General features: G+C 65.0%; 21 protein-coding genes and 1 tRNA gene. 11 read left to right on the top strand and 11 right to left on the bottom strand.

Annotated features, from left to right (window positions below; translation table 11 throughout):
* Window positions 1-3 precede the first annotated feature (3 nt).
* From HMP06_RS02770 to HMP06_RS02735, 8 genes are all read left to right on the top strand, one after another.
* On the top strand, window positions 4-1,002 hold the full coding sequence (locus tag HMP06_RS02770; protein WP_176495722.1) for an alpha/beta hydrolase: 999 nt from the start codon (window positions 4-6) through the stop codon (window positions 1,000-1,002).
* Window positions 999-1,481 carry an RNA pyrophosphohydrolase gene (locus HMP06_RS02765; RefSeq protein WP_176495721.1) on the top strand — a complete coding sequence of 161 codons (483 nt, stop codon included), beginning with the start codon at window positions 999-1,001 and terminating at the stop codon, window positions 1,479-1,481. The genes HMP06_RS02770 and HMP06_RS02765 overlap by 4 nt, the downstream gene beginning before the upstream one ends.
* Complete coding sequence (locus HMP06_RS02760; RefSeq protein WP_176495720.1) at window positions 1,478-2,686, top strand: hydrolase; 1,209 nt, start codon at window positions 1,478-1,480, stop codon at window positions 2,684-2,686. Before HMP06_RS02765 ends, HMP06_RS02760 begins: the two co-directional genes overlap by 4 nt.
* Complete coding sequence (locus HMP06_RS02755) at window positions 2,683-3,699, top strand: arginine N-succinyltransferase (protein WP_176495719.1); 1,017 nt, start codon at window positions 2,683-2,685, stop codon at window positions 3,697-3,699. The genes HMP06_RS02760 and HMP06_RS02755 overlap by 4 nt, the downstream gene beginning before the upstream one ends.
* An 88-nt stretch (window positions 3,700-3,787) precedes the next feature.
* Entirely contained in the window at window positions 3,788-4,006 is a 219-nt protein-coding gene (locus HMP06_RS02750) for a hypothetical protein (protein WP_176495718.1), read from the top strand.
* A gap of 68 nt (window positions 4,007-4,074) precedes the next feature.
* A complete protein-coding gene (gene cysD / locus HMP06_RS02745; RefSeq protein ID WP_176495717.1) occupies window positions 4,075-4,977 on the top strand; it encodes a sulfate adenylyltransferase subunit CysD in 903 nt (300 codons plus the stop codon).
* Entirely contained in the window at window positions 4,977-6,887 is a 1,911-nt protein-coding gene (gene cysN / locus HMP06_RS02740) for a sulfate adenylyltransferase subunit CysN (RefSeq protein ID WP_176495716.1), read from the top strand. The genes cysD and cysN overlap by 1 nt, the downstream gene beginning before the upstream one ends.
* Window positions 6,884-7,642 (top strand): 3'(2'),5'-bisphosphate nucleotidase CysQ, encoded by a 759-nt coding sequence (locus HMP06_RS02735; RefSeq protein WP_176495715.1) that lies wholly within the window; start codon window positions 6,884-6,886, stop codon window positions 7,640-7,642. The genes cysN and HMP06_RS02735 overlap by 4 nt, the downstream gene beginning before the upstream one ends.
* Window positions 7,643-7,759: 117 nt before the next feature.
* Here HMP06_RS02735 and HMP06_RS02730 read toward each other — a convergent pair.
* Window positions 7,760-7,836 (bottom strand) — tRNA-Arg (locus HMP06_RS02730).
* Window positions 7,837-7,918: 82 nt separating this feature from the next.
* On the opposite strand from HMP06_RS02730, the gene HMP06_RS02725 reads away from it, so the two are divergent.
* Window positions 7,919-8,434, top strand: coding sequence for a hypothetical protein (locus tag HMP06_RS02725; RefSeq protein WP_176495714.1), 516 nt, complete (start codon window positions 7,919-7,921; stop codon window positions 8,432-8,434).
* Here the strand turns inward: HMP06_RS02725 and HMP06_RS02720 are convergent.
* Genes HMP06_RS02720 through hemB form a run of 4 tightly spaced genes read right to left on the bottom strand, consistent with a single transcriptional unit; the run spans window position 8,431 to window position 12,690 of the window.
* A complete protein-coding gene (locus tag HMP06_RS02720; protein WP_176495713.1) occupies window positions 8,431-10,635 on the bottom strand; it encodes a fused MFS/spermidine synthase in 2,205 nt (734 codons plus the stop codon). The genes HMP06_RS02725 and HMP06_RS02720 overlap by 4 nt on opposite strands.
* Complete coding sequence (locus HMP06_RS02715; RefSeq protein ID WP_176495712.1) at window positions 10,635-11,162, bottom strand: GNAT family N-acetyltransferase; 528 nt, start codon at window positions 11,160-11,162, stop codon at window positions 10,635-10,637. Before HMP06_RS02715 ends, HMP06_RS02720 begins: the two co-directional genes overlap by 1 nt.
* A complete protein-coding gene (locus tag HMP06_RS02710; protein WP_176495711.1) occupies window positions 11,159-11,701 on the bottom strand; it encodes a GNAT family N-acetyltransferase in 543 nt (180 codons plus the stop codon). The genes HMP06_RS02715 and HMP06_RS02710 overlap by 4 nt, the downstream gene beginning before the upstream one ends.
* The gene (hemB, locus tag HMP06_RS02705; protein WP_176495710.1) at window positions 11,698-12,690 is read right to left on the bottom strand and encodes a porphobilinogen synthase; all 993 of its coding nucleotides are present in this window, start codon (window positions 12,688-12,690) and stop codon (window positions 11,698-11,700) included. Before hemB ends, HMP06_RS02710 begins: the two co-directional genes overlap by 4 nt.
* 110 nt (window positions 12,691-12,800) lie before the next feature.
* On the opposite strand from hemB, the gene HMP06_RS02700 reads away from it, so the two are divergent.
* Window positions 12,801-13,640, top strand: coding sequence for an SIMPL domain-containing protein (locus tag HMP06_RS02700; RefSeq protein WP_176495709.1), 840 nt, complete (start codon window positions 12,801-12,803; stop codon window positions 13,638-13,640).
* A gap of 79 nt (window positions 13,641-13,719) precedes the next feature.
* Window positions 13,720-14,613 carry a diacylglycerol/lipid kinase family protein gene (locus HMP06_RS02695; RefSeq protein WP_176495708.1) on the top strand — a complete coding sequence of 298 codons (894 nt, stop codon included), beginning with the start codon at window positions 13,720-13,722 and terminating at the stop codon, window positions 14,611-14,613.
* Here the strand turns inward: HMP06_RS02695 and HMP06_RS02690 are convergent.
* The 6 genes from HMP06_RS02690 to HMP06_RS02665 form a co-directional block, all read right to left on the bottom strand.
* A complete protein-coding gene (locus HMP06_RS02690; RefSeq protein ID WP_176495707.1) occupies window positions 14,610-16,076 on the bottom strand; it encodes an MATE family efflux transporter in 1,467 nt (488 codons plus the stop codon). The two genes, HMP06_RS02695 and HMP06_RS02690, sit on opposite strands and share 4 nt — an antisense overlap.
* Before the next feature lie 30 nt (window positions 16,077-16,106).
* Entirely contained in the window at window positions 16,107-18,800 is a 2,694-nt protein-coding gene (locus tag HMP06_RS02685; RefSeq protein ID WP_176495706.1) for a valine--tRNA ligase, read from the bottom strand.
* 127 nt (window positions 18,801-18,927) lie between these two features.
* Window positions 18,928-20,967 (bottom strand): S9 family peptidase, encoded by a 2,040-nt coding sequence (locus HMP06_RS02680; protein ID WP_176495705.1) that lies wholly within the window; start codon window positions 20,965-20,967, stop codon window positions 18,928-18,930.
* 41 nt (window positions 20,968-21,008) lie between these two features.
* Window positions 21,009-21,509: a DUF2497 domain-containing protein gene (locus tag HMP06_RS02675; RefSeq protein WP_176495704.1), complete on the bottom strand. Its 501-nt coding sequence runs from the start codon at window positions 21,507-21,509 to the stop codon at window positions 21,009-21,011.
* A 35-nt stretch (window positions 21,510-21,544) separates the two neighbouring features.
* Window positions 21,545-23,065, bottom strand: coding sequence for a TolC family outer membrane protein (locus HMP06_RS02670; protein ID WP_176495703.1), 1,521 nt, complete (start codon window positions 23,063-23,065; stop codon window positions 21,545-21,547).
* A 20-nt stretch (window positions 23,066-23,085) separates the two neighbouring features.
* Complete coding sequence (locus HMP06_RS02665) at window positions 23,086-23,751, bottom strand: protein-L-isoaspartate O-methyltransferase family protein (protein WP_176495702.1); 666 nt, start codon at window positions 23,749-23,751, stop codon at window positions 23,086-23,088.
* Between the last annotated feature and the right edge of the window lie 8 nt (window positions 23,752-23,759).

Here is a 23,759-nt window from a genome sequence, read left to right as displayed (position 1 = left end):
CCAATGGAGAGATGCTTGACCGATCCTTACGTGCGCCCCGATGTTGCAGGCTTCCTCGCGTTTCTCAACGCCCTGCCCGGCCCGAAGATGCACCAGCTAGAAGCCCCGGCCGCGCGGGCGACCTATGCCGCGATGAAGGATATTGCCGATCCGCCCGTGGGTGAACTCGGCACCATCACCGATCTGACGATCCCCGGGCCGGCGGGCGATATTCCGGCGCGGCTGTTCGATGTGCAAGCAAGCAGGGTGCCCGGTCCGCTGGTACTGTTCTTTCACGGCGGCGGCTTCGTGATCGGCGACCTTGAAACCCATGCGAGCTTCTGCGCAGAAGTCTCTCGACTGCTTGATCTTCCGGTGCTGGCGGTCGATTACCGCCTCGCGCCCGAAGCGGTCTGGCCCGCGGCTCCCGATGATTGCGAAGCGGCGGCACGCTGGGCGGCGGGCAGCCCGGCGGCACTTGGGCGCAAAATCACCAGCCTGGTGACATGCGGCGATAGCGCAGGCGGCAACCTCGCGATTGTGGTGGCCATGGCCTTGCGCGATGCGCCCGCCGCCGTGCCGGTGATCGCGCAGCTGCCCTTCTATCCCGCGACCGACACGACGCAGGAATACCCGTCCTACAGCCAGTTCGCCGAAGGCTTCCTGCTGACCCGCGACAGTATGGAATGGTTCAATGCCGCCTATCAGGCGGAAGCCTCGCACATCCGCACCTCGCCGCTGAAAGGCGACCTGCGTGGCATGCCGCCCGCTGTCGTAGTAACCGCCAGCCTCGATCCGATCCGCGATCAGGGTCGCGCCTATGCCGCCGCGCTTGCGCAGGCGGGCGTCGCCACGGTGTATCGCGAGGCCGTGGGCAACATTCACGGCTTCATCACGCTGCGCAAGGCGATCCCCTCGTCGGTCGGCGATGTTGCGGCGGCACTGACGGCAGCGAAGGTCGTCATCGCCGAGGCCGAGGGCGCACGCGTCATGGCGCAAGCCGCGGACGGCGTGGCGGCGTGAGCGAGGCGACCACCCTGCCCTATCGCCCATGTGCCGGGATCATGCTGCTCAACCGCGACGGCAAGGTCTTCGTCGGGCAACGCATCGATGCGATGGTCGAAGCGTGGCAAATGCCGCAGGGCGGGATCGACGACGGCGAGGATGCCGAAACTGCCGCGTTGCGCGAGCTTGGCGAGGAAACCGGCATCGCCCCCGACAAGGTCACGTTCATCGCCGCAGCGACCGAGGAACTCTATTATGATCTGCCCGAGGAACTGGTCGGCAAGATCTGGAAGGGCAAATGGCGCGGGCAGCGGCAGTGCTGGTTCCTGTACCGCTTCCTCGGCGATGATGCAGACGTGAACATCGCCACCGCGCATCAGGAGTTCAAGGCGTGGGACTGGATCGCGCCGGAGACGCTGCCCGACGTCATCGTTCCGTTCAAACAGCAACTTTACCGCGAGGTGCTGGCGGCGTTCGCACCGCATCTGGCGCGATGACGGGGCTAAGCGCGATCGAGCGCGCTGCGGTCGTCCACGCAGGCGCGCAGCCGATGCTCGAACAGATCGAACGCTGGGCGGCGGTCAACAGCGGGACACGCAATCTCGCTGGTCTGGCCCAAGTCGCCGACATGCTCGTCGCAGCATTCGGTGCTTTGCCAGGCAAGATCGCGCTGGTGCGCGGCGATACCGCCGAAAGCGTCGGCGCGGACGGCGCGGTTGCGGTACTCGACCACGGCAAGCATCTACACCTCGTGGTACGCCCAGAGGCACCGGTCCAACTGCTGCTGACCGGGCACATGGACACGGTCTATCCGATCGACCACGCGTTCCAGACGCTGACCTGGCTGGACGACGGCACGCTCGGCGGCCCCGGCGTGGCCGATATGAAGAGCGGCCTTGCCGTGATGCTCGCCGCGCTCCGCGCGGTCGAGGCCAGCCCGCTCGCCGATCGGATCGGCTATGAAGTCGTGATCAATTCCGATGAGGAAACCGGCTCCTTCTCCTCCACCCAGCTGATCGCCGACGCCGCGCGCGGCAAAATCGCGGCGCTGACGTACGAACCCGCTTTGCCCGACGGCACGCTCGCCGGCGCGCGCGGCGGGACCGGGAATTTCTCGATCGTGGTCACCGGCAAGAGCGCCCATGCAGGCCGCAACCCCGAGGAAGGCCGCAATGCCGTCGTCGCCGCGTCCGATTTGGCGGTACGGCTGTTCGCGCTGCGATCCCCCACGCTGGCAGTAAACCCCGCGCGGATCGAAGGAGGCGGGCCGAACAATGTCGTGCCCGATCATGCGATGCTGCGGATCAATTTCCGCCCGAAGGATCACGCGGAAATCCACCGCGCGCAAGCGGCGCTCGACCGGATCACCGCCGAAGTCGCGGCGCTCCATGACGTGCAAATCGCGGTCCACGGCAGCTTCAACCGCCCCCCCAAACCGATCGACCCCGGCGCGGCTAAGCTCTTCGCGCTCGTCAAGGATTGCGGCGCCGACCTGGGGCTCGACATCGCTTGGCGCGCGACCGGCGGGGTGTGCGACGGCAACACGATCGCCGCGTGCGGCGTGCCGGTGGTTGACACGATGGGCGCGCGCGGCGGCGCGATCCATTCGCCAGACGAGTTTCTGATCGTCGATTCGCTGGCAGAGCGGGCCGCTTTGTCGGCGCTGACGATCCTGCGCATAGCCGAAAAGGGTGCCCTGTGACCTTCGTTATCCGCGCCGCGCACGACGGCGATCTGCAACCACTGTACGAAATGGCAAAGCTGACCGGTGGCGGCTTCACCAATTTGCCGCCCGATCGCGCCGCACTGACGGCGAAGCTGGAGCGCAGCGCCGCCGCCTTTGCCCGCACCGAGGAAACCAAGGCCGACGATCTGTTCGTCCTCGTCCTGGAAAACACCGCCACGGGCGAGGTCCGCGGCACCTGCCAAATCTTCACCCATGTCGGGCAAAGCTACCCCTTCTACAGCTACCGCCTCGGCACGCTGACGCAGCATAGCAAGGAGCTCGGCCGCACCTTCCGTGCGGACATGCTCGGCCTGACGACCGATCTTGAGGGGTGCAGCGAAGTCGGCGGCCTGTTCCTGCATCCGGGCGAACGCGCCGGGGGCCTCGGGATGCTGCTTGCTCGCGCGCGGTATTTGTTCATCGCGGGGCACCGCGCGCGATTCGCCGACCGCGTGCTGGCCGAGCTGCGCGGGATCATCGACGAGGCCGGCGGCTCGCCTTTCTGGGACGGCCTTGCCGGGCGCTTCTTCGGCATGAATTTCCAGGATGCCGATCAATTCAATGCGGTGCGCGGTCACCAATTCATCGCCGATCTGTTCCCGAAGCATCCGATCTACATCGCGATGCTGCCCGAATCGGCCCGCGCGGTGATCGGCTTGCCCCACCCTTCTGGCCGAGCGGCGATGCGGATGCTTGAAAACGAAGGATTCGCTTACGAAAACTATGTCGACATCTTCGATGGCGGCCCGACGATGCTCGCCAAGACCAACCATGTCCGCACGATCCGCGACGCCAAATCTGCGCGTGTCGTGGCAATCGATGCCGACGGCGGCGATGCGGCGCTGGTCGCGCGCGGGCGGCTCGCCGATTTCCGCTGCGCCTATGGCACGGTTCGGGCGAGCGCGGACGGTGTCGTATTGGGGAGCGCGGCCGCAACCGTGCTCGGGGTCACCGAAGACGATTTCATCAGCCACGTTCCCCGCGCGTAAGTGTCGGATTAACTTACAGCTAACCATCTTCTTTAAAGCGAACCCGCGCAAAACCGCGACTGGCCCGCGACTTGCTTAACGTATGGGTATGTGGACCAAAATCACCCGGCTGTTCGTCATTAAGAACAAATTCGAGGCGTTCGCGGTGATCTACGCGCTCGCGCTTGGGTCGGTCGAGCGGGGGGTTCATTATCTCGACCAATATCCCGGATTTGGTGGCTGGCTGTTGTTCGCGGTCTGCCCGATCGCGGTGTTCATGGCGGGCGCCCGGATTCTCGATTCGGTCGAGCGCAACGCAGCGCTCTGACGCGAACTTTATGCGACAACAGGATTAGTTGATCGCGCGGGTGCGTTTCTGCACTATTGCTTCGGATCATGACCGTCGCCCTTACCCATCTCCAGCGCCTCGAAGCCGAAAGCATCCACATCCTGCGCGAAGTCGTCGCGGAGGCGGAGCGCCCGGTGATGCTTTATTCGGTCGGCAAGGATTCGGCGGTGATGCTGCATCTGGCGAAAAAGGCGTTCTTCCCCGGCACGCCGCCCTTCCCGCTGCTCCATGTCGATACGACCTGGAAATTCCGCGCGATGTACTCGCTGCGAGAAAAGGCGGCGGTCGATGCGGGCATGGAACTGATCGTGCATCAGAATCCCGAAGCCAAGCGGCTCGGCATCAACCCGTTCGACCACGGCAGCCGCCACACCGACATGTGGAAGACCGAGGGTCTGAAGCAAGCGCTGACTGCGGGCGGGTTCGACGTCGCCTTTGGCGGTGCGCGGCGCGACGAGGAGAAATCGCGCGCCAAGGAGCGCATCTTCAGCTTCCGCTCGGCCAGCCACCGCTGGGACCCGAAGGCGCAGCGCCCCGAGTTGTGGCACCTCTACAATGCCCGCAAGGAACGCGGCGAAAGCATCCGCGTCTTTCCGCTGTCGAACTGGACCGAGCTCGATATCTGGCAATACATCCTGGCGGAGAGCATCGAAATCGTCCCGCTCTATCTCGCCGCCCCGCGCCCGACCGTCGAACGCGACGGGCTGCTGCTGATGGTCGATGACGATCGCTTCCCACTCGCCCCCGGCGAAGTCCCGATCGAACGCTCGATCCGCTTCCGCACGCTCGGTTGTTATCCGCTGAGTGGTGCGGTGGAGAGCGAAGCAACGACGCTGGCCGCCGTCATTCAGGAAATGCTGCTCACCACCACCTCCGAACGCCAAGGCCGCGCGATCGACCACGATCAGGCGGCGAGCATGGAAAAGAAGAAAGCGGAGGGGTATTTCTGATGACCGCTTATACCCCCGACGCGCTGATCGCGTCCGACATCACTGCATACCTTGCCCAGCACCAACACAAATCGCTGCTGCGTTTCATCACCTGTGGGTCGGTCGATGACGGCAAATCCACGCTGATTGGACGGCTGCTCTACGACAGCCGCGCGATCTTCGCCGATCAACTCGCTACGCTCGAGGACGACAGCAAGCGCGTCGGCACGCAGGGGCAGAATATCGACTTCGCGCTGCTGGTCGATGGCCTCGCCGCCGAGCGCGAACAGGGCATCACGATCGACGTCGCTTATCGCTTCTTCGCGACCGAGAAGCGCAAGTTCATCGTCGCCGACACGCCGGGGCACGAACAATATACCCGTAACATGGTCACCGGCGCCTCGACCGCCGACGCCGCCGTCATCCTGATCGACGCGCGCAAGGGCGTGCTGACACAAACGCGTCGGCACAGCTTTCTCGTGAAGCTGCTGCAGCTGCGGCACGTCGTGCTCGCGGTCAACAAGATGGACCTTGTCGGGTACGATCAGAACGTGTTCAACGCGATCGTCGCCGATTACCGCGCGTTCGCCGAGGCGATCGGGATCAAGGATTTCACCGCGATCCCGATCTCCGGTTTCGCCGGGGACAATGTCGCGACACACTCTGCCGCAATGCCGTGGTACAGTGGCCCGACGCTGATCGAGCATCTCGAAGCGGTCGATGTCGAGGCGGATGCGGCGCAGGCCCGCCCGTTCCGGCTGCCGGTCCAATGGGTCAACCGCCCCGATCTCGATTTCCGGGGTTTCTCCGGCCTGATCGCCAGCGGCAGCGTGAAGCCGGGCGATCCCGTCCGCATCCTGCCCTCTGGCCGCACCACTGCGGTCACAAGGATTGTCACGATGGACGGCGACCTCGATGAAGCCGTGGCAGGGCAATCGGTCACGTTGACGCTGGCGGACGAGGTCGATTGTTCGCGCGGAGACGTGATCGCTACCGCCGACGATCCACCGCAGGTCGCTGAACAATTCCAGGCGACGCTGGTGTGGATGACGGAAACCCCGCTGCTCCCGGGTCGCTCTTATTGGCTCAAACTCGGCACGCAGACCGTCTCCGCAACGGTGCAGGAACCGCGCCACGCGATCGACGTCAACACGCTCGCGGAGCTTTCGGTCAAGACGCTCGGCCTAAACGACATCGGCGTCGCGGAGATCTACACCGATCGCGCACTGGTGTTCGAGCCGTTCACCGACGGCGCAGATCTCGGCGGCTTCATCCTGATCGACCGCGGCACCAACGCAACGGTCGCGGCGGGTATGCTCAACTTCGCGCTGCGCCGCGCGCAGAACGTCCATTGGCAAGCGATCGACATCACGCGCGAGGCACACGCCGCGCAAAAGGGCCAGACGCCGCGCTTGCTGTGGTTCACCGGCCTGTCGGGCTCGGGAAAATCGACGATTGCTAACTTGGTCGAGAAAAAGCTCTACGCACTCGGCCGCCACACCTTCCTGCTCGATGGCGACAATGTACGGCACGGCCTCAACAAGGATCTCGGCTTCACCGATGCCGACCGGGTCGAGAATATCCGCCGGATCGGGGAACTCGCCAAGCTGATGACCGATGCCGGGCTGATCGTGCTCAGCGCCTTCATCTCGCCGTTCCGTGCGGAGCGCGACATGGTACGCGCGATGCTGCCGGAGGATTTCGTCGAGATCTTCATCGACACGCCGCTGGCCGAGGCCGAGGCGCGCGACGTCAAGGGCCTGTACGCCAAGGCACGGCGCGGCGAGATCGCCAATTTCACTGGCGTCTCCAGCCCGTACGAAGCCCCGGAGCGGCCCGACATCCGCATCGACACCACCCGCGAAAGCCCAGAGGCAGCCGCGGAGCGGATTGTCGAGCATATCATGGGCGTCTGGAGTCCCAACCTATGACCCAAGCCCCCCATCAAAGCGATGCCGACCTCGCGCGTTCAGTCGCGCTCGCTGCGGGTGCGGTGCTGCGTGGCTTGTGCGTCGGCGGGGCCTGTCCCGACGCCGAGCTTGGCGATCGCGGCGACAAGGATGCCAATACGCTGATCCAAAGCTTGATTCGCGCCGCGCGGCCCGATGATTTCATCCTCTCCGAGGAAGCCGCCGACGACGGCGCGCGTTGCGCCGCCAGTCGCGTCTGGGTGGTCGATCCGCTCGACGGGACGCGCGAATTCCGCGAGCGCCGCGACGATTGGGCGGTGCATATCGGTCTGGCAATCGACGGCGTGCCCGTGACCGGCGCCGTCGCCCTCCCCGCCGAGGATTTGGTGTTCGCAACTGACGATCTTCCCGAGGTACTGCCCCCCGCCCCGCTGCGCCCGCGCATGGTCGTCAGCCGCTCGCGCGCGCATCCGATCGTGATGCGAGTCGCGGAGGCGATCGGCGCGGACCTCGTGCCGATGGGGTCGGCCGGAGCCAAGGCTATGGCGGTGGTGCGCGGTGATGCCGAAATCTATCTTCACGCTGGCGGACAATATGAATGGGACAATTGCGCCCCCGTCGCCGTCGCGCTGGCCGCCGGGCTCCATGCCTCGCGCATCGACGGCAGCACGCTGGTCTACAATTGTCGCGATCCTTTGCTGCCCGACGTGCTGATCTGCCGCCCGGAGTATGCCGAACAAGTGCTGGCGGCGGTGGCCACGGCCACTGAGGGCTGAACCGAGCCCGATCGGCTGCATTTAAGCGGTGGAAGGGCGCGCCGGGTGCCAAGCACCCCGCCGCGCGCAGGCGTCGAGCGTGCCTCCCGGCAGGTGCCCAACGCGCAAAAGAAAGAATGGTGCACCCAGAGCGATTCGAACGCCCGACCCTCAGATTCGTAGTCTGATGCTCTATCCAGCTGAGCTATGGGTGCGTGGAGAGGCGCTGTTAGAGGCATCTTTGCGGTCGCGCAAGTGCGTTGCGTGAAGGTTTTCATCGGCATAGAGCATCAGGCGATGAAAAACCCATTCTCTCCGGCCCGCGCTGCCGCTTTGCTCATGTCGCTGGCCGTCGCGGGATGCGCAGCACAGCCTTCCGGCCGCTATCCCTCGCTGCTGCCGCGCGCGATCGAATCGCGCAGCGATGCCGAACCCGAAGTTGTCATCGCCCTGGCCGAGCCCGATTCGACGGTCGATGCTGCGCTACCCGATCTCCGCGCGACCATCGACGCCGTGATCGCCAATTTCAGAAAGGCGGCACAAACCACCGAGCGACTGGCCGGCACCGCACGGGGCGATCCCGTCGGCGGTGACCGCTGGATCGCTGCGCAAACCGCGCTCGCCGAGCTCGACGGCTATCGCGCAACGCTGTCATCGGCGGTGACCGATCTCGACACGCTCGCGCTTAACCGCGCGGCGGAGGGTAAGCCCGATTATCCGGCGCTCACCGCGTTGCGCGAAACAGCGCAAGCGGCTTTGGACGAGGAGGCGGCACAGATCACCGCAATATCCGCGCGTCTTCCCGCAGCTTAGCGGCCGACTTTTAGCAGCGGCAGGATCGTCGAATAATCGTCGGTCCACGGTGTAAACCCGCGACGCACCTTCACCGCCTGCCACGACGCATCATAGGTCTGCAGCACCCGAATGGTTTCGCGATCGCGCGACATGGCGATCCACAACGATTTGGTCGCAGCCGGCGTATCGTTCGGGCCCGGCGTGTAAAACAGCTTCACCGCCTGCCACCCGCCCTCGCGCGCGGCCGCCGCCACCACCGGCTCCAGGTCGAGGAAGCGATTCGAGATGTGGACGAGCAGTACGCCGCGCGGTGCCAGAACGCGGCCGTAACTGGCGAATGCTTCGCGCGTCATCAAATGCATCGGCACCGAATCGGACGAAAACGCGTCGAGCGCGAGCAGATCGAGCGACCCGGCTTGTTCCACCGCCAAATTCAGCCGCGCATCGCCAAGCACGATGCGGGGATTGGGCAGGCATCGCGACAGGAAGCTGAACTGCCCCGTATCACGCGCAATCCGCACGACGGTCGGGTCGATCTCATAGAAACGCCAGTCCTGACCGGCGCGCGCGTAGCAAGCCAGCGTCCCCGCCCCCAGCCCGACCACGCCGACGCGCGCATAGGAACCGTATAGCGTTGGAAGCGCCAGCATCGCTTGGCCGACGCCCGAACCCGGCACGTAATAAGCGGTCGGGGTCCGCTCCTTGTCGGGGGAACCGCGTAGCTGCGTGCCATGTACTGTCGTTCCGTGCGCCAATTGCTGCTGCATCGCGTTGCCGCGCACGGTGTAGATGCCGAAGTAGCTGCGCGTGCGCGCGCCGGGTTCGAGCGAGATATACACCGCACGATAGCCGCCAAACGCGATCAGCGACCCGAGCACCGCGATCGCAAACGCCCAGCGCGATCCGACCGCGACCAGCCCGATGCCGAGCATCGCGATCAGGGCGATCTGCTGCATCTGGCCAACGCCATCGACTGGCCCCGGAAAAGCCAACACCGCCGCGATCAGGCCCAGCACCGCAATCGCCACGCAATACAGCAGGATCCGCCCGCGCTGCGCGCTGCCTTCCCACAGCCGCCGAATCGGGCCGATCAGATAATGCTGCGGCATTAGAAGTGCCGCCATCATGATCAGGATCGGATATTCATAGGTCCAGTCGAACAGCAACGGCGCGACCAGCGCGGCGAATACGCCGCCGAGCGCACCGCCAACCGACATCGCCAGATAGAAGCCAGTCAGCCGGTCCGGCTCGGGCCGGAGCCGATACAGGCCGGTATGCAGCGCGACGGAGACCAGAAACAACAAGGCCAGCGCCATGATCGCGCCCAGCAGCGGAATGGCCGACAGTCCACCGACCAGAAACCCGCCGCACAACAGGATGCCGATCGGCGCCACCCGGGTCTGGATGTCGGCGGTCATGCGGTCGGTCGCAAAGGCGATCGTAAAACTGAGCAGATACAGACCGAGCGGCAGCACCCACAGCAAGGGCATTGCGACGATGTCGGTGGTGATCAGCGTCGATGTCGCCAGCATCAGTCCCGAGGGTACGAACGCGAGCAGCACCCAATGCGCAATCCGACCCCGCGTCGGCGGCGGCGACTTGGCGACGGGTTCGGCGGTAACCACGCTACCCCGCGGCAGCGTCGCGGCGCACAAGGCCACCAGCAGCGCGACCAGGATGTAACCGCTGCTCCACAAGATGCGTTGGCCGTAGAGCGCCATCCCCGGCTCGACGAACAGCGGATAGGCGATCAGCCCGGCAAAACTGCCGAAGTTCGAGGCGGCATAGAGCGCATAGGGGTTCTCATCGGAGCGTGAGAGACTGAACCAGCGTTGCAGCAACGGGGCCTGTGCCGAGATTGCGAAGAAAAGCGGCCCGATCGAGATGCCGAGCAGATACGGCACCCAGATCGCGGGTTGCGCGGTCGGCGAAAGCTCCATCGCCTTCAGCCCGATGGGCAACCATAAGGCCGCGACCAGCAGCACGCCGAGATGCGTTACCCCCTGCGTGCGCGGGCTCAGCCGTCCGAGCCAATGCGCATAGGCGTACCCGCCGAGCAGCAACGCCTGATAGACCAGCATCGCCGAATTCCACACCGCCGACGCGCCGCCCAGCCGCGGCAACGCCATCCGCGCGACCATCGGCTGGACGAGGAACAGCAAGAACGATCCGGCCAGAATCGTCAGTACGAACAACGGGCGTGCGAGCCGTGCGGGCATCAGGCGGACCGATCAATACGATAGAGGATGTGGCGCTTGAGCGGGCTGCTGTCGGGGACGTTGGGGTGATCGAAATCCTCATCGGGGTCGCGCGTCATGCCGAGCCGCTCCATCAGCCCCCAACTCGCGCGGTTGGCCGGCACGGTGATTGCGGTGATCCGCGGCACGCTCAGATTGGCCCAGCCCCAGGCGAGACTCGCTACGGCAGCTTCACGGGCATAGCCCTGCCCCCACACGTCGCGGCGCAACCGCCAGCCGATCTCGATTTCGCCTTCCAGAAAATCATCGCCACGCTGCAATCCGCAAAAGCCGAGGAATGCCCCGTCGCTCACGCGTTCGATCGCCCAAAAGCAATGCCCATGCTCGGCCTGCCGCGCGACGATCCGGCTGTAGCCCGCGCGCGCTTCCTCCAGCGTCATCGCCGGCCCAATATAGCGCATCACCTCGGCATCCTGGCACATCGCATAAAACGGCGAAATATCGTCCTCGCGCCAGCCGCGCAGGATCAGGCGCTCGGTTCCAATCATGCGCCTGCCGGACGATCGATCGTATAGACCACCATCCGCCCCAACGGATCGCCGACCGTGTAGAGTGGATGGTCGAAGTCTAAATCCTCGCGCCGCACCATGCCGAGCCGCAGCATCAGCCCCCACGACCGGTTGTTGGCGGCGTTGGTCCAGGCCGAAATGCGCGGACGGTCGGTATTGGCCCAACCCCAGGCGATGCTCGCCTCCGCGGCTTCACGCGCGACGCCCGTTCCCCAATAGCGCTCGGCGATGCGCCACCCGATCTCGAGTTCGTCCGAGACGCCCGTGCCGGGATAACCGCTGATCCGCACGCCGCAGACCCCCGCCAGCGCGCGATCGGCCTTATGCTCCACCGCCCACATCGTGTGGCCGTCCTTGGCCTGATTGGCGATGAGCTTGTCGATCAGCGCATCGATATCGGCGCGCGGGCGCACTCCACCGAAATGCAACATCATCGCAGGCGTGTTGATGATCGCGTTGAAGGTCGGCTTGTCGTCCTCGCGCCACGGGCGGAGGATCAGCCGTTCCGTCTCGATCACGCAGTCAGCAGCCGCGCCGCGTGCAGCGCATGATAGGTCAGCATGCCCGAACAGCCCGCACGCTTGAACGCCATCAGCGTCTCCAGCACCATCGGGTCGCGCTCGGCAGCACCCGCCGCGACAGCGGCTTCGATCATCGCATATTCGCCGCTGACCTGATACGCGAACACCGGCACTTCGAACGCCGATTTCACCCGCGCGACGATATCGAGATAGGGCAGGCCCGGCTTGACCATCACGCTGTCCGCGCCTTCCGCCAAATCGAGCGCAACCTCGCGTAGCGCTTCCTCGGCATTGGCCGAATCCATCTGGTACGTTTTCTTGTCGCCCTTCAGCAGCCCGCGGCTACCGACCGCATCGCGGAACGGGCCGTAGAACGCGCTGGCGTACTTCGCAGCATAGGACATGATTTGCACATTGTGGTGGCCTGCCCCCTCCAGCGCATCACGGATCGCGCCGATGCGGCCGTCCATCATGTCCGACGGTGCGATGATATCCGCCCCCGCCGCCGCCTGGTTGAGCGCCTGCGCGACGAGCACTTCGGAGGTGACGTCGTTCATCACATAACCAGCCGCATCGATCAGCCCGTCGTGCCCATGCGCGGTGTAGGGATCGAGCGCGACGTCGGTCAGCACGCCGATCTCCGGCACCGCATCCTTGAGCGCGCGCACCGCGCGGCACATCAGATTGTCAGGGTTGAGCGCCTCCTCCCCGCCCGCGCTGCGCAAATGGCCCGGCGTATTCGGAAACAAGGCGATGCACGGAATGCCGAGATCACGCGCTTCCTTCGCCCGCGCCACGATCCCGTCGACCGACCAGCGCGATACGCCGGGCAAGCTTGCGATCGGCTCCTCCACGCCGGTGCCGTCGGCAATGAACAACGGCCAGATCAGATCGGCGGGGGTCAGCACCGTCTCGGCATGGAGCCGACGGCTCCAAACGGCAGCGCGGGTACGACGAAGGCGGAGAGCGGGATACTGTGCGGTCATAGGCGAGCGTTCTGGGACCTGGCGCGCGGGGGCGCAAGATGGCTCTTGTGCGGGACCGTAATCCCTGCAAAGTTAGGTAATAGTATAACATATAAAAGAGAGGGCGCACGATGTATCGGAATAGTCTCTTACTGCTGTTTGCGGTGATGCCATCCCCGCTGCTGGCGCAAGCGATGGCCGACGGTCTGGCGCGGCCGAACACGATCCTCGTCTCAGCAAGCGGCAAGGTCGAAACCGCGCCCGATACGGCAACGATGACGCTGAGCATCCGCGGCGAGGGTAAGACGCCTGACGCCGCGACCGCTGCACTCGCCGCCAAGCAAAAGGCGATCTTCGCGGGCCTACGCGGACTGGACCCGAAGCTCGAGGTGCGCACCGGCGACATCGCCTTTCGCGAGGTACGGGGTGGAAATTGCGCAAATTCTCCCGATTCGGATGGCGCAATAAGTATGGCTCAAATGGCCGAAGACTTGGATAACGCCGCGACCATGGCGAGCACCGATGCGGCAGGCGGATCGTTCGATGCAAATGCGAAAGGACCGTGCCGCGTAGTCGGCCATCGTGCCACGACGGAGACGAGCATCCGACTGGCATCCGTCAAAGACGCGGGCACCGCAGTCGGTCTGGCAGGCAGACTGGGAGCGGCCAACGCGCGAGTCGAGAATTTCGGGTTGCGCGACGATAGCGTCGCCGCACGCCGCGCGCTCGATCAAGCCATGGCGAACGCCCGAAGCCAGGCAGCCGCGCTGGCGGCCGCGAGCGGGTTGAAGCTCGGCCCGGTCGTGTCGATCATGAATGGCGATGTCGCAGGACGTGCGCGGGTGATGGCGATGGAGAGCTATTCCATGGCCATGCCCGCCATTGCCCAAGCCCCGATCGTCGTCGACATCACCCCAACCCCGGTCGAGACAAGCGCTCAGCTTGTGGTGACGTTCGCGCTCTTGCCTTGATCTCGCGCCTTGGTGGATCGATTGGATCGATGCGAGCGTTACGCCCGCGAAACCGTTCCTTTCGAAAGCCTCCGTACCAATGCGCGAGATCAAATCCGCCGCGATGATCGTCAATGCCAAATCGCGCAAAGGGCAGGAACTCTTCGAGCACGCCTGCGCCGCAATGAAGGGCCTGCCCTTTCCGGTCGATGCGCATGCGGTGCGCGATCCCAAGGACCTCGATGCGACGATGGATGCGGCGCTCGCCCGGAAGCCCGACCTGATGATCCTGGGCGGCGGCGACGGGACAGTGAGCGGGCTGGTCGATAAGCTCGTTTCGACCGATGTCGCGCTGGCGGTCCTGCCGCTCGGCACCGCGAACAGCTTTGCCCGCACGCTCGGCGTGCCGCTCGATATCGATGGCGCGATCGGCGTGATCGCTGGCGGGCATTTCAAGCGGATCGATCTCGGCATGATCGATGACGATTACTTCGCCAATGGCGCGGCAATCGGCATCGCGCCGCAAATCGCCGAGCGAATTCCGCATGATTTGAAGAAGTATCTTGGGCGCGCCGGCTATCTCGGTTGGGCGGCGTGGGAGTTTCTGCGCTTCAAGCCATTCACGCTGATCGTCGGAGAAGGCCCGACCGAGCGCCGCATCGCCGCGGTGGAAGTGCGGATCTCAAACGGGCCGTACCACGGCGGCACCGAGGTCAATGACCAAGCCTCGGTCGATAACGGCGTCATCGTCGTTCAGGCGGTGACCGGCCATGTAAAGCGCCGGCTGGTCAAGAATTGGGCCGCATCGCTGCTACGGCTCGACGCGCGGCATGAGACGACCCAGGAAATCATCGGCACATCGCTGCGCATCCGCACCGAGCCGCCGTTGCCGATCTCGATCGATGGCGAAGTGCTCGCCACCACGCCCGTCACCGCACGGGTCGCGGCGGGAATCATCGAAGTGATGGTGCCAGCGCCCGAGGTGATCGCCTAACCCGCCGGGTGCAACCGACCGACCGGTTCACCGTCTCCACCATGCTCGGCCGGGGCTTCGGCCGGCACTACCATCCGCTGCGTCCGCCACCCGCCATAGCGATAATACCATGCCGCCATCGCCAGATTGGCGAGCGAGCCGAGCGGGAAACTCCACCAGATCGAATCCGCACCCAGGCTCCCTTCAAACGCCAGCGCAAACCCTAGGCGCACCGGGAAGAGCGACACAATCAGCATCGTCAGCGGCCCCCATACCGCGCCGTTCGCGCGCACTGTCGAAAACAGCACCATCGTCATCCCGAACACAATGAAGTTCCAGCTCGCCAGCACCTGGATATGCCGCGCGATCGGGATCGCCGGGCTATCGCTGCCCAGAAACACCCCCATCACGGGACGATCAAACGCGATGATCGCGACCACCATTGTTGTCGTCAGCAAGGCGCTGAACACCAAACCGGCGCGCGTGATTCGATCGACTCGGTCCCACAGCCCAGCGCCGATGTTCTGCGCCGCCATGCTGCTGACCGCCGCACCAACAGCGAGCGCGGGCATCTGAATATAGCCCCACAATTGCATCGAAACGCCGTACGCCGCGCTGGTATCGACGCCGTAGCGATTGACGAGGCCCGTCATCATCAGTGCAGCCAGCGACACGACGAGCATTTGCGCACCCATCGGCAAACCCTTGAAAAGGATCGTCCGCGCTAGCGCGGCGCTGGGGATCAGCCAGCTAATCTCATGCCCGCGCAACCGGATCGGCAAATCGCGCGCATAGATATAGACGAGCAGCCCGAGCGCCGAGACGTGCGACGCGATCAGCGTGGCGGTCGCCGATCCGGCGATCCCCATCTCCGGCATCCCGAACAGCCCGCGGATGAAGATCGGATTGAGCCCACTGTCGAGCGCCACGCTCAGCACGGTGAACCACAACGGCGTCACCGAATCGCCGACCCCGCGCAACGCCATGCTGAGCAACACCAGCAGCAGCGACGCCGGCAACCCGAGGAAGATCACACGCAAATAGGAGAGCGCGAGCGGCGTCGCGGCCGGTGGCGTCGCCAGCACGCGCAGGATATCGGGCGCGAAGATCCACCCCAGCGTCGCGATCACCACCGCGCCGGTCATGACGATCCCGATCGACCCGCCAAACGCGCGCCGCGCGGCCTCGACATCGCGCCGCCCCATCGATTGGCCGATTAGGATGGTCGATGCCATGCCAAATCCGAACACGGCGGCGAACATCAGGAACATGATAGTGTTGGCGTTGGCGGTCGCCGAGACCGCCCCCTCACCCAGGAAACGCCCGACCCAGATCGTGTTGATCGACCCGTTGAGCGATTGCAGGATGTTCGACCCAAGCGTCGGCAGCGCGAAGGCGAGCAGCGTCGCGGCGATCGGGCCGGTGGTGAGGTCGCGCTGGCCGGGGCGGGTGGGCGCGCCAGTGCGCGGTGGAGACGTTGCCATCGTTGCTCTTATCCCGCCCTTACTTGTCCGTCACCCCAATCGCGCGAGCGCCGCGCTCAGCCGCTCGGCCTCGGCGGCCTTGTCAGCGTGATCGGCGCGCGCCTTATCGACCGCCTCGGGCTTGGCGCGCTCGACGAAGCTCGGGTTGCCGAGCCGCCCGGCGAGCGTATCCCGCTCCTTTTCAGCGGCGGCGATAGCCTTGCTCAGCCGGTCGCGTTCGGCGCCGATGTCGATGACGCCTTCCAGCGGCAAGACGAAGGTCGTCTCGTCGATCACGACCTGCAACGCCCCGCCAACCGGCGCGGCCCCGCTCGCGAGATCGATCCGCGCGAGCCGCGCGATCGCTGCGGTTTGCCGCTCGATCCGGGCTGCGGTCTCGGCCGAGGCGTCCAGAACATGCGCCGCCATGCGCACGCCCGGCGCGATGCCAAGCTCGTTGCGCGCGGCGCGCACTTCGCTCACCAGCCGGATCAGCCAGTCCACCTCCTTGCTCGCTGCCGGGTCGATCGACTGCGCATCCGCCATCGGCCAATGTGCGACGATCAGGTTGTTCGCGCGCGCGTGCGCCGGATCGGCCATCGCATGCCACAATTCCTCGGTGATGAACGGCATGAACGGATGGAGCAACACGAGGATCTGGTCGATCACCCAACCGGCGACCAGCTTGCTCTCGGGATCGATGCTGCCCTTTTCCTCGCCAATCGACACTGGCTTGATCAACTCAAGATACCAGTCGCAGAACCGGCTCCACACGAACTGATAAACTGCATTCGCCGCGCCATCGAAGCGCAGATCGGCGAGCGCGAGATCGACCGCCTGGACGCACCCGATCGTCTCCGCGATGATCCATTTGTTGACCGCGAGCGTCGCGTCCGGCGCAATCGCCGAGCTGCTCGCGCCGATGCCGTTCGATTGCGCGAAGCGGCACGCGTTCCACAGCTTGGTTGCGAAGTTGCGATAGCCCTCGACGCGGCGCTCATCCATCTTGATGTCGCGGCCCTGGCTCTCCATCGCCGCCATGAAGAAGCGCAAAGCATCCGCGCCATATTTGTCGATCAGCCCGAGCGGATTGACGACATTGCCCTTGGACTTCGACATCTTCGCCCCGTCCGCCGCGCGAACGAGGCCGTGGAGGTAGAGCTTCCTGAAGGGCACATCCTTCATGAAGTGAATGCCCTGCATCATCATCCGCGCATCCCAGAAGAACAGGATGTCGAAGCCTGAGATCAGCACGTCGTTGGGGTAACGGCCGTGGAGATTGCGAGAGCTTTCCTCCGGCCACCCCATCGTCGCGAACGGCCACAGCGCCGATGAGAACCAAGTGTCGAGGACGTCGCTGTCCTGGCGCAGCGCGACGCCTGCACCGGCCTGCGCTTGCGCTTCGGCCTCGCTCAGCGCGACATAGATCGAGCCATCCTCGGCGAACCAAGCCGGGATCCGATGCCCCCACCACAATTGCCGCGAGACGCACCACGGCTGGATATTCTCCATCCAGTTGAAGAAGGTCTTCTCCCACGTCTTCGGCACGATCTCGATCGCGCCGCTGCGCACCGCCTCGATCGCCGGTTTCGCCAGCGTCGCTGCATCGACATACCATTGGTCGGTCAGCCACGGCTCGATCACCACGCCCGAGCGGTCGCCATACGGCGTCTGGATCGTGCGCGGTTCGGCGTCGTGCTCTTCGCCGTCCTTGTCGATGTGCGGGATCAGGAATCCCTCGGCCTTCAACTGCGCGACCACCGCCTTACGCGCCGCGGCGGTGGTGAGGCCGAGAAACGCCTCGGGGATCAGCCCGTCGGAAACCTGCACGACCTGCGCCTTGGCATCGAGCATGTTGAGCATGTCGCCCGCCGCGATTCCGGCGCGCTTGCCGACTTCGAAATCGTTGAAGTCATGTCCCGGCGTGATCTTCACCGCGCCAGACCCCAGCTCGGGATCGGCATGGTCGTCGGTGATGATCGGGATCAGCCGTCCGGTGATCGGCAGCTTCACCTGCTTCCCGACGAGATGCGTGTAGCGTTCGTCCGCTGCATTCACCGCGACCGCCATATCGGCAAGCATCGTCTCGGGCCGCGTCGTCGCGACTTCGATGAAACCCGAACCGTCCTCAAGCGGATAGCGCAGATGCCAGAAGCTGCCCTTGATCTCGCGCGTCTCGACCTCGAGGTCGCTGATCGCGGTGCCGAGGCCGGGATCCCAATTCACCAGCCGCTTGTCGCGATAGATCAGCCCTTCCTTGTGCAAGTCGACGAACACCTTGAGGACGGCCTTGCTGAAGCCCTCGTCCATCGTGAAGCGTTCGTTCGCCCAATCCATCGAGCAGCCGAGGCGGCGGAGCTGTTGCGTGATTTCCCCGCCGCTCTCTTCCTTCCATTCCCACACCTTGGCGACGAAATCCTCGCGCGTGTAATCGGTGCGCTTCTGCTGGCGCTCGGCCATTTGCCGCTCGACCACCATCTGCGTGGCGATGCCCGCGTGATCGGTGCCGACCACCCACAAGGCATCCTTGCCCTGCAAGCGCGCATGGCGCGTGAGGATATCCTGCAAGGTATTGTCGAGCGCGTGCCCGATATGGAGCGAGCCCGTCACGTTGGGCGGCGGGTTGACGATCGTCCACGGCTCGGCACCGGGGCGGTCGGGATGGAACAGCCCTTCCGTCTCCCAATGCGCATACCAGCGCTGTTCGATTTCGGCGGGGTCGAAGGTTTTGGTGAGTTCGGTCATAGTGCGGCGGCTTTAGCCAGCTCCCCTCTCGCCGTCACCCCGCCTTGTGCTCCTGCGCAGGCAGGAGCCCAGGGTTATGAAGGACGGCGCTCGTCACCCTGGGTTCCTGCCTGCGCAGGAATACGGCTCACTTTGCCCCGGTATATTTCCCCATCCACCCGAGCACTTCGCCATACCATTGGCGGCTCTCCTTGGGCTTGGTCACCCAATGGCTGCCCCCCGGAAACACCACCAGCCGCGAGGGGATGTCGCGCCGTTGCAACGCGGTGAAGGCGGCAATGCCCTGGGTATAGGGGATGCGGTAATCGCCCTCCGACGTGATGACGAGCTGCGGCGTCTTCCACGCGGTCACGTGATTGACCGGGTTCCATTTCTCGAACGCCGCCGGGTCCTCGAAATAAGCTTTGCCGCCATGTTCCCACTCGTCGAACCAGAGTTCCTCAGTCTCATACGCCATCGCGCGCGCATCGAACACACCGTCATGCTGGACGATGCACTTGAAGCGATCGGGCCACTTCCCCTCGATCCAGTTCATCATATAGCCGCCGTACGACGCGCCAAGCGCGCAGGCATTGTCCTTGTCGAGCCAGGCGAATTTGGTCGTCGCCGCATCCAGGCCCTTTTGCAGATCCTCGAGCGGCCAACCGCCCCAATTGTTGCGGATTGCGTCGGTGAAGCCCTGCCCGTAGCCGGTGGACCCGTGGAAATCGACCGCGACCAGGCCGTACCCCGCGCCCGCGAACACCGCCGGGTTCCAACGGTACGACCAGCTGTTGTTGCTGCTCCCCTGCGGCCCGCCATGCACCATGAACGCGATCGGCACCTTGCCGGTGCTGCCCGCCGGCTTCACCGCATAGCCCCACACGGTATCGTTGTTCGCGCCTTTGAAGTTGAAGCGCGTGACGGTCGGCATCTCCACACCCGCCAGCTTCGCCGCATTGACCGAGGTCAGCCGCGTCGTCTTCTTGCCGCTCAGCGCGTAAAAATCGTCCGGCGCAGTCAGCGAGTTCATCGCAAATACCACGCCCGTGGCGGTCGGCACCACGGCAGAGACATTGCCCTCACCGGTCAGCCGCGTGACCTTGCCGGTGACGGGCGACACCGACCAGACCGGATTTTCCTGCGTATCCTCGGCGGTCACGAAGATCGTCTTCGAATCGGGCGCCCAGGCGATCGACCCGACCGAACGATCCCACGCCCCCGTCAGCGCTGACACCTTGCCACTCGCGAGATCCCGCAGCATCAGTACTTGCCGGTCGGCTTCATAGCCCGGCCGCTTCATCGCGAACCAGGCGAGCGATTTTCCGTCGGGCGACGCGGTCGGAAGATTGTCCATCCCGTCATTCGCATCGGTCAGATTGACCGGCGCGAGCGATCCGTCCGCAGGCGCGGAAAAGATATCGAGGTTGGTCGAGAGCGGCTCGATCCGCCCCGCTTCGCGCAGCGCGAAAAACACCGTCTTGCCGTCCGCGCTCCACGACACTTCCTCGCCCCCGCCAAACGGCTTGGACGGTGCGTCACCGACCAGCTTGCCGCCGATCGCAACGCCATTGCCGGTCGCACTGCGCGCCGTCAGCGGCAGGACGAACAGTTGCGAGCGCGCGCCATCGGCCCAACTCGCCCAATGCCGCACGAACATCTGGTCATAGACGCGGCCATTCCCGGCGTTTGCATCCTTCTTCACCATCGCCGGTTCCAGGCTCGGCGCACCCGGCAGTCGGTCGGCCCAGACAAGCAGCTTGTCGCCCTGTGGCGAGACTTTGAAGCCGCCGATCCCGCCTGCGAACTGCGTCAGCCGCGTGACCGCGCCGCCAGCGATGCCAACCGACCAAACCGCATCGTCGCCGCCCTTGTCCGACTGAAAATACACCGTCTTGCCATCGTTCGAAAATTGCGGCGCAGTCTCGTTGACGTCACCCTCTGCGGCGAGCTTCTCCGGCGCAGCGCCCTTTTTCGTCAGATCGAGCCGCCAAAGGTCGAAGCGCCCGCCATCGATCGTCAGATCGGTCTCGCGCTGCTGCCACACCAGCCAATGTCCATCGGGCGACACCGCAGGCGACGACACGCGCGACAGCGCCGAGACGTCGTCGATGGTGAGTTGGCGGGCGGCAGCGGGGGCTGCGACGAGAGCGGCCGTCAATGCGGTCGCGGCAAGAAGTCTGTTCATGGGCGAGTTACAGCAGAACCCCGCCCGCCCCGCAACAGGCGTTACTTACTGGTGATTCGCTCGATCTCGCGCGCGACCATCGTCTCGACCATCGGCGGGAGATGCGCGTCGAGCCAGTCGCGCAACATCGGACGCAGCATCTCGCGCACCATGCCCTCCAGTGTGTCGGAACCGGCAATGTCGGGCTTTACGATCATCCGCGACAGGGCGTCGAGCGGGCCGCGCGTCGCCTCGGCAGTGCGTTCCGACAGGATCGCTTCGGCCGGGGCAGCGACGACCGGCCGCCGCGGTGCCGCAGCCGCCACGGGCTCGACTTCAGCGACTGCAGGCGCAGGCGCGTCATAGTCGGGCTCTGCCTCGGGCGCCGGCTCGCTGAGTTCGAGAATCTCGTCATGACCAAACGGCGTAGGATCGGAACGCGGGGGCAGCGTCCGCGCCGGGCGTTTTACGCGACCGGGGGCCGAATCATTTTCCTCGGCGATGATGCGCTTGATCGACGAAAGGATGTCCTCCATCGATGGCTCAGCGCTCAAATCCCCCATCGCCCGCATCCTTGTGAAGACTGGTTACCGCCGGTTTAGCGGTTTGGTGTCGTCTCACCTGCGGTAATCGGCGCACGTCTGTCAACGCCCCCGTCGAGAATAGGATCGAGCGGGCGCGTGACTTGCGCGCTTTGCGGACGCGTCATGTTGGTGCGCGTGCCGGTGATCGGCACGGCCGGCGCAGGCGCGAAATCCCAGATGTTGTTGCGCACGTGCTTCGCATTCACGGTCGGATCGTACAGCGGCCCGCCTTCGAGCCCGAGGTCTTGCGCCTCGGCCTTGCCCATTGCCGCCAGCAGCGCAAAGCCCGCGACGTAAGCGTCGCGGCGTGCGGTAACCAACGTCACCTGCGAATTAAGCAATTCCTGCTCGGCATTCAGAATGTCGAGGATCGTGCGATTCCCGACGCTGTTTTCCGCGCGCACGCCTTCCAGCGACAGCTTGTTGGCGTTGACCGCGATTTCGCTCGACGCGATCACCTGCAATGACGATTGCCACACCGCATAAGCCGAGCGCGCTTGCGAGATCACCAGGCGCTCGGCCTCCGTCACTTGCTCCAGCGCCTGGGCGCGGCGCTCCTGCGCCTGCCGGATTCGCGCCGCCGGGGCACCGCCCTGATAGAGCGGCAAGGTGAGACGCAGCCCGAGTTGCGCCGCACGGTCATATTGCGGTGGCACATTGGTTGGGCTGAAATTGCCGAGCGACCCGAAATAATTGGTGTAGCTGCCGCCAGCGAACGCATCGACCCTGGGAAGTCGACTGGCGCGCGCGACCCTCACGTCATACGCGCTTGCCTCGCCGTTCTTCTCGGCCGCCAGCAGATTGGGATTGTCGTCCAGCGCAATGCCGACCGCAGCGTCGGGATCGGACGGCAAATTGGGCAAAGGCGGCGGGGTTTCCAGCTCGGCCGGGGCGGATCCCACCAATCGCACGAAGCTCTCGCGGCTGCTGATCAAGCGCGCTTCAGCCGTCTGCAACTGGCCGCGCGCGATCGCCGATCGCGCGTCGGACTGCGCGACATCTGTGCGGGTCAAATCACCGACTTGAAAACGATCCTGCGATGCGCGCAGATTGACCTCGAGGACCTTCACATTCTGCCGGTTGAGCGCGACGATCGCCTCGTCGCGGATCACGTCCATATACGCCCCGACCACGGCAGAAAACAGATCGGCCTCGGTCCCACGCAACGCCGCTTGCCCGCCCTGCACGCGGATATCGGCGGCAGCGATGCCGTTCTTCACCGAGCCACCGGCATACAGCGAATAGGTCAGGTTGGCCTGCGTCTGCGACGTGCGCGCGGGCGCGGTAAACGCCGTCACCGGCAACACCACCGCCTCGGTATAGCTGCTTTGCAGTTGCACGCCCGGAAGCGCACTGGCGCGCGCGATCGGCACATTCTCATCGATCGCGCGGACGTTGGCACGCTGCGCGGCAAGCGTCGGATTGGTCTTATAAGCTTCGAGCAACGCCTCGCGCAGTGTCTCCGCCGAAGCCAGAGCGGGCGCCACGCCCAGCGCCAAAAGCGCCGTGCCGGTCAGGAAAGGAAGAGATCGCATCGCTCGCAGCTCTTTTCGCATCAGAAGGTAAAGGTGCGCGGCCGCGCAAAGCCGGGCAGCGGCACGCAATCGATGTCGGCAAAATCGAGCAGCCCGAAGCCGCCAGTGGTGCGCCGACCTGCGCTCAGTCGTGTCACCCCGCGATCGAGGATCCCCGCAACCACCCGCCCGCCGATCGCGACCTGTTCGATCAGTGCGGCGGGAAGTTCTTCGACCGCACCATCGACGACGATCACATCATATGGCGCGCCCGCGGGATGGCCTGCCTCAAGCGGACCTTCGATCAGCATCACCCGATCGATACCTGTCAGTGCAGCGCGCGCGACGCTCGCCAACGTCGGCTCGCTTTCGACTGCAACCACATCGGCGACCAGTTCGGCCAGCACCGCGGCGGTATAGCCCCCCGCTGCCCCGATCAGCAGCACGCGGTCGTCAGCACGCAACTCGGCCTGGGTGAGCAGGCGCCCGGTCGCGATCGGTACATTCTGCGCGCGCCCGTGACCCAGCGGGACCGCCGTATCGCGATAGGCGAGCGACGCCAGCTCGGCTGGCAAAAACGCCTCACGCGCGACGGTGTCCATCGCTGCCACGACGCGTACGTCGCTGACCGCATTGGTGCGAAGCTGGCTTGCCACCATTGCGTGGCGCATCGCCACAGCCCCCGAGTCGCGCATATTCAGTTTCATTGTGCTAC

The sequence above is a fragment of the Sphingomonas sp. HMP6 genome, from assembly GCF_013374095.1.
In the GTDB taxonomy this organism is placed as follows: Bacteria; Pseudomonadota; Alphaproteobacteria; order Sphingomonadales; family Sphingomonadaceae; genus Sphingomonas.
This window is presented reverse-complemented; position numbering and strand designations above follow the sequence as displayed.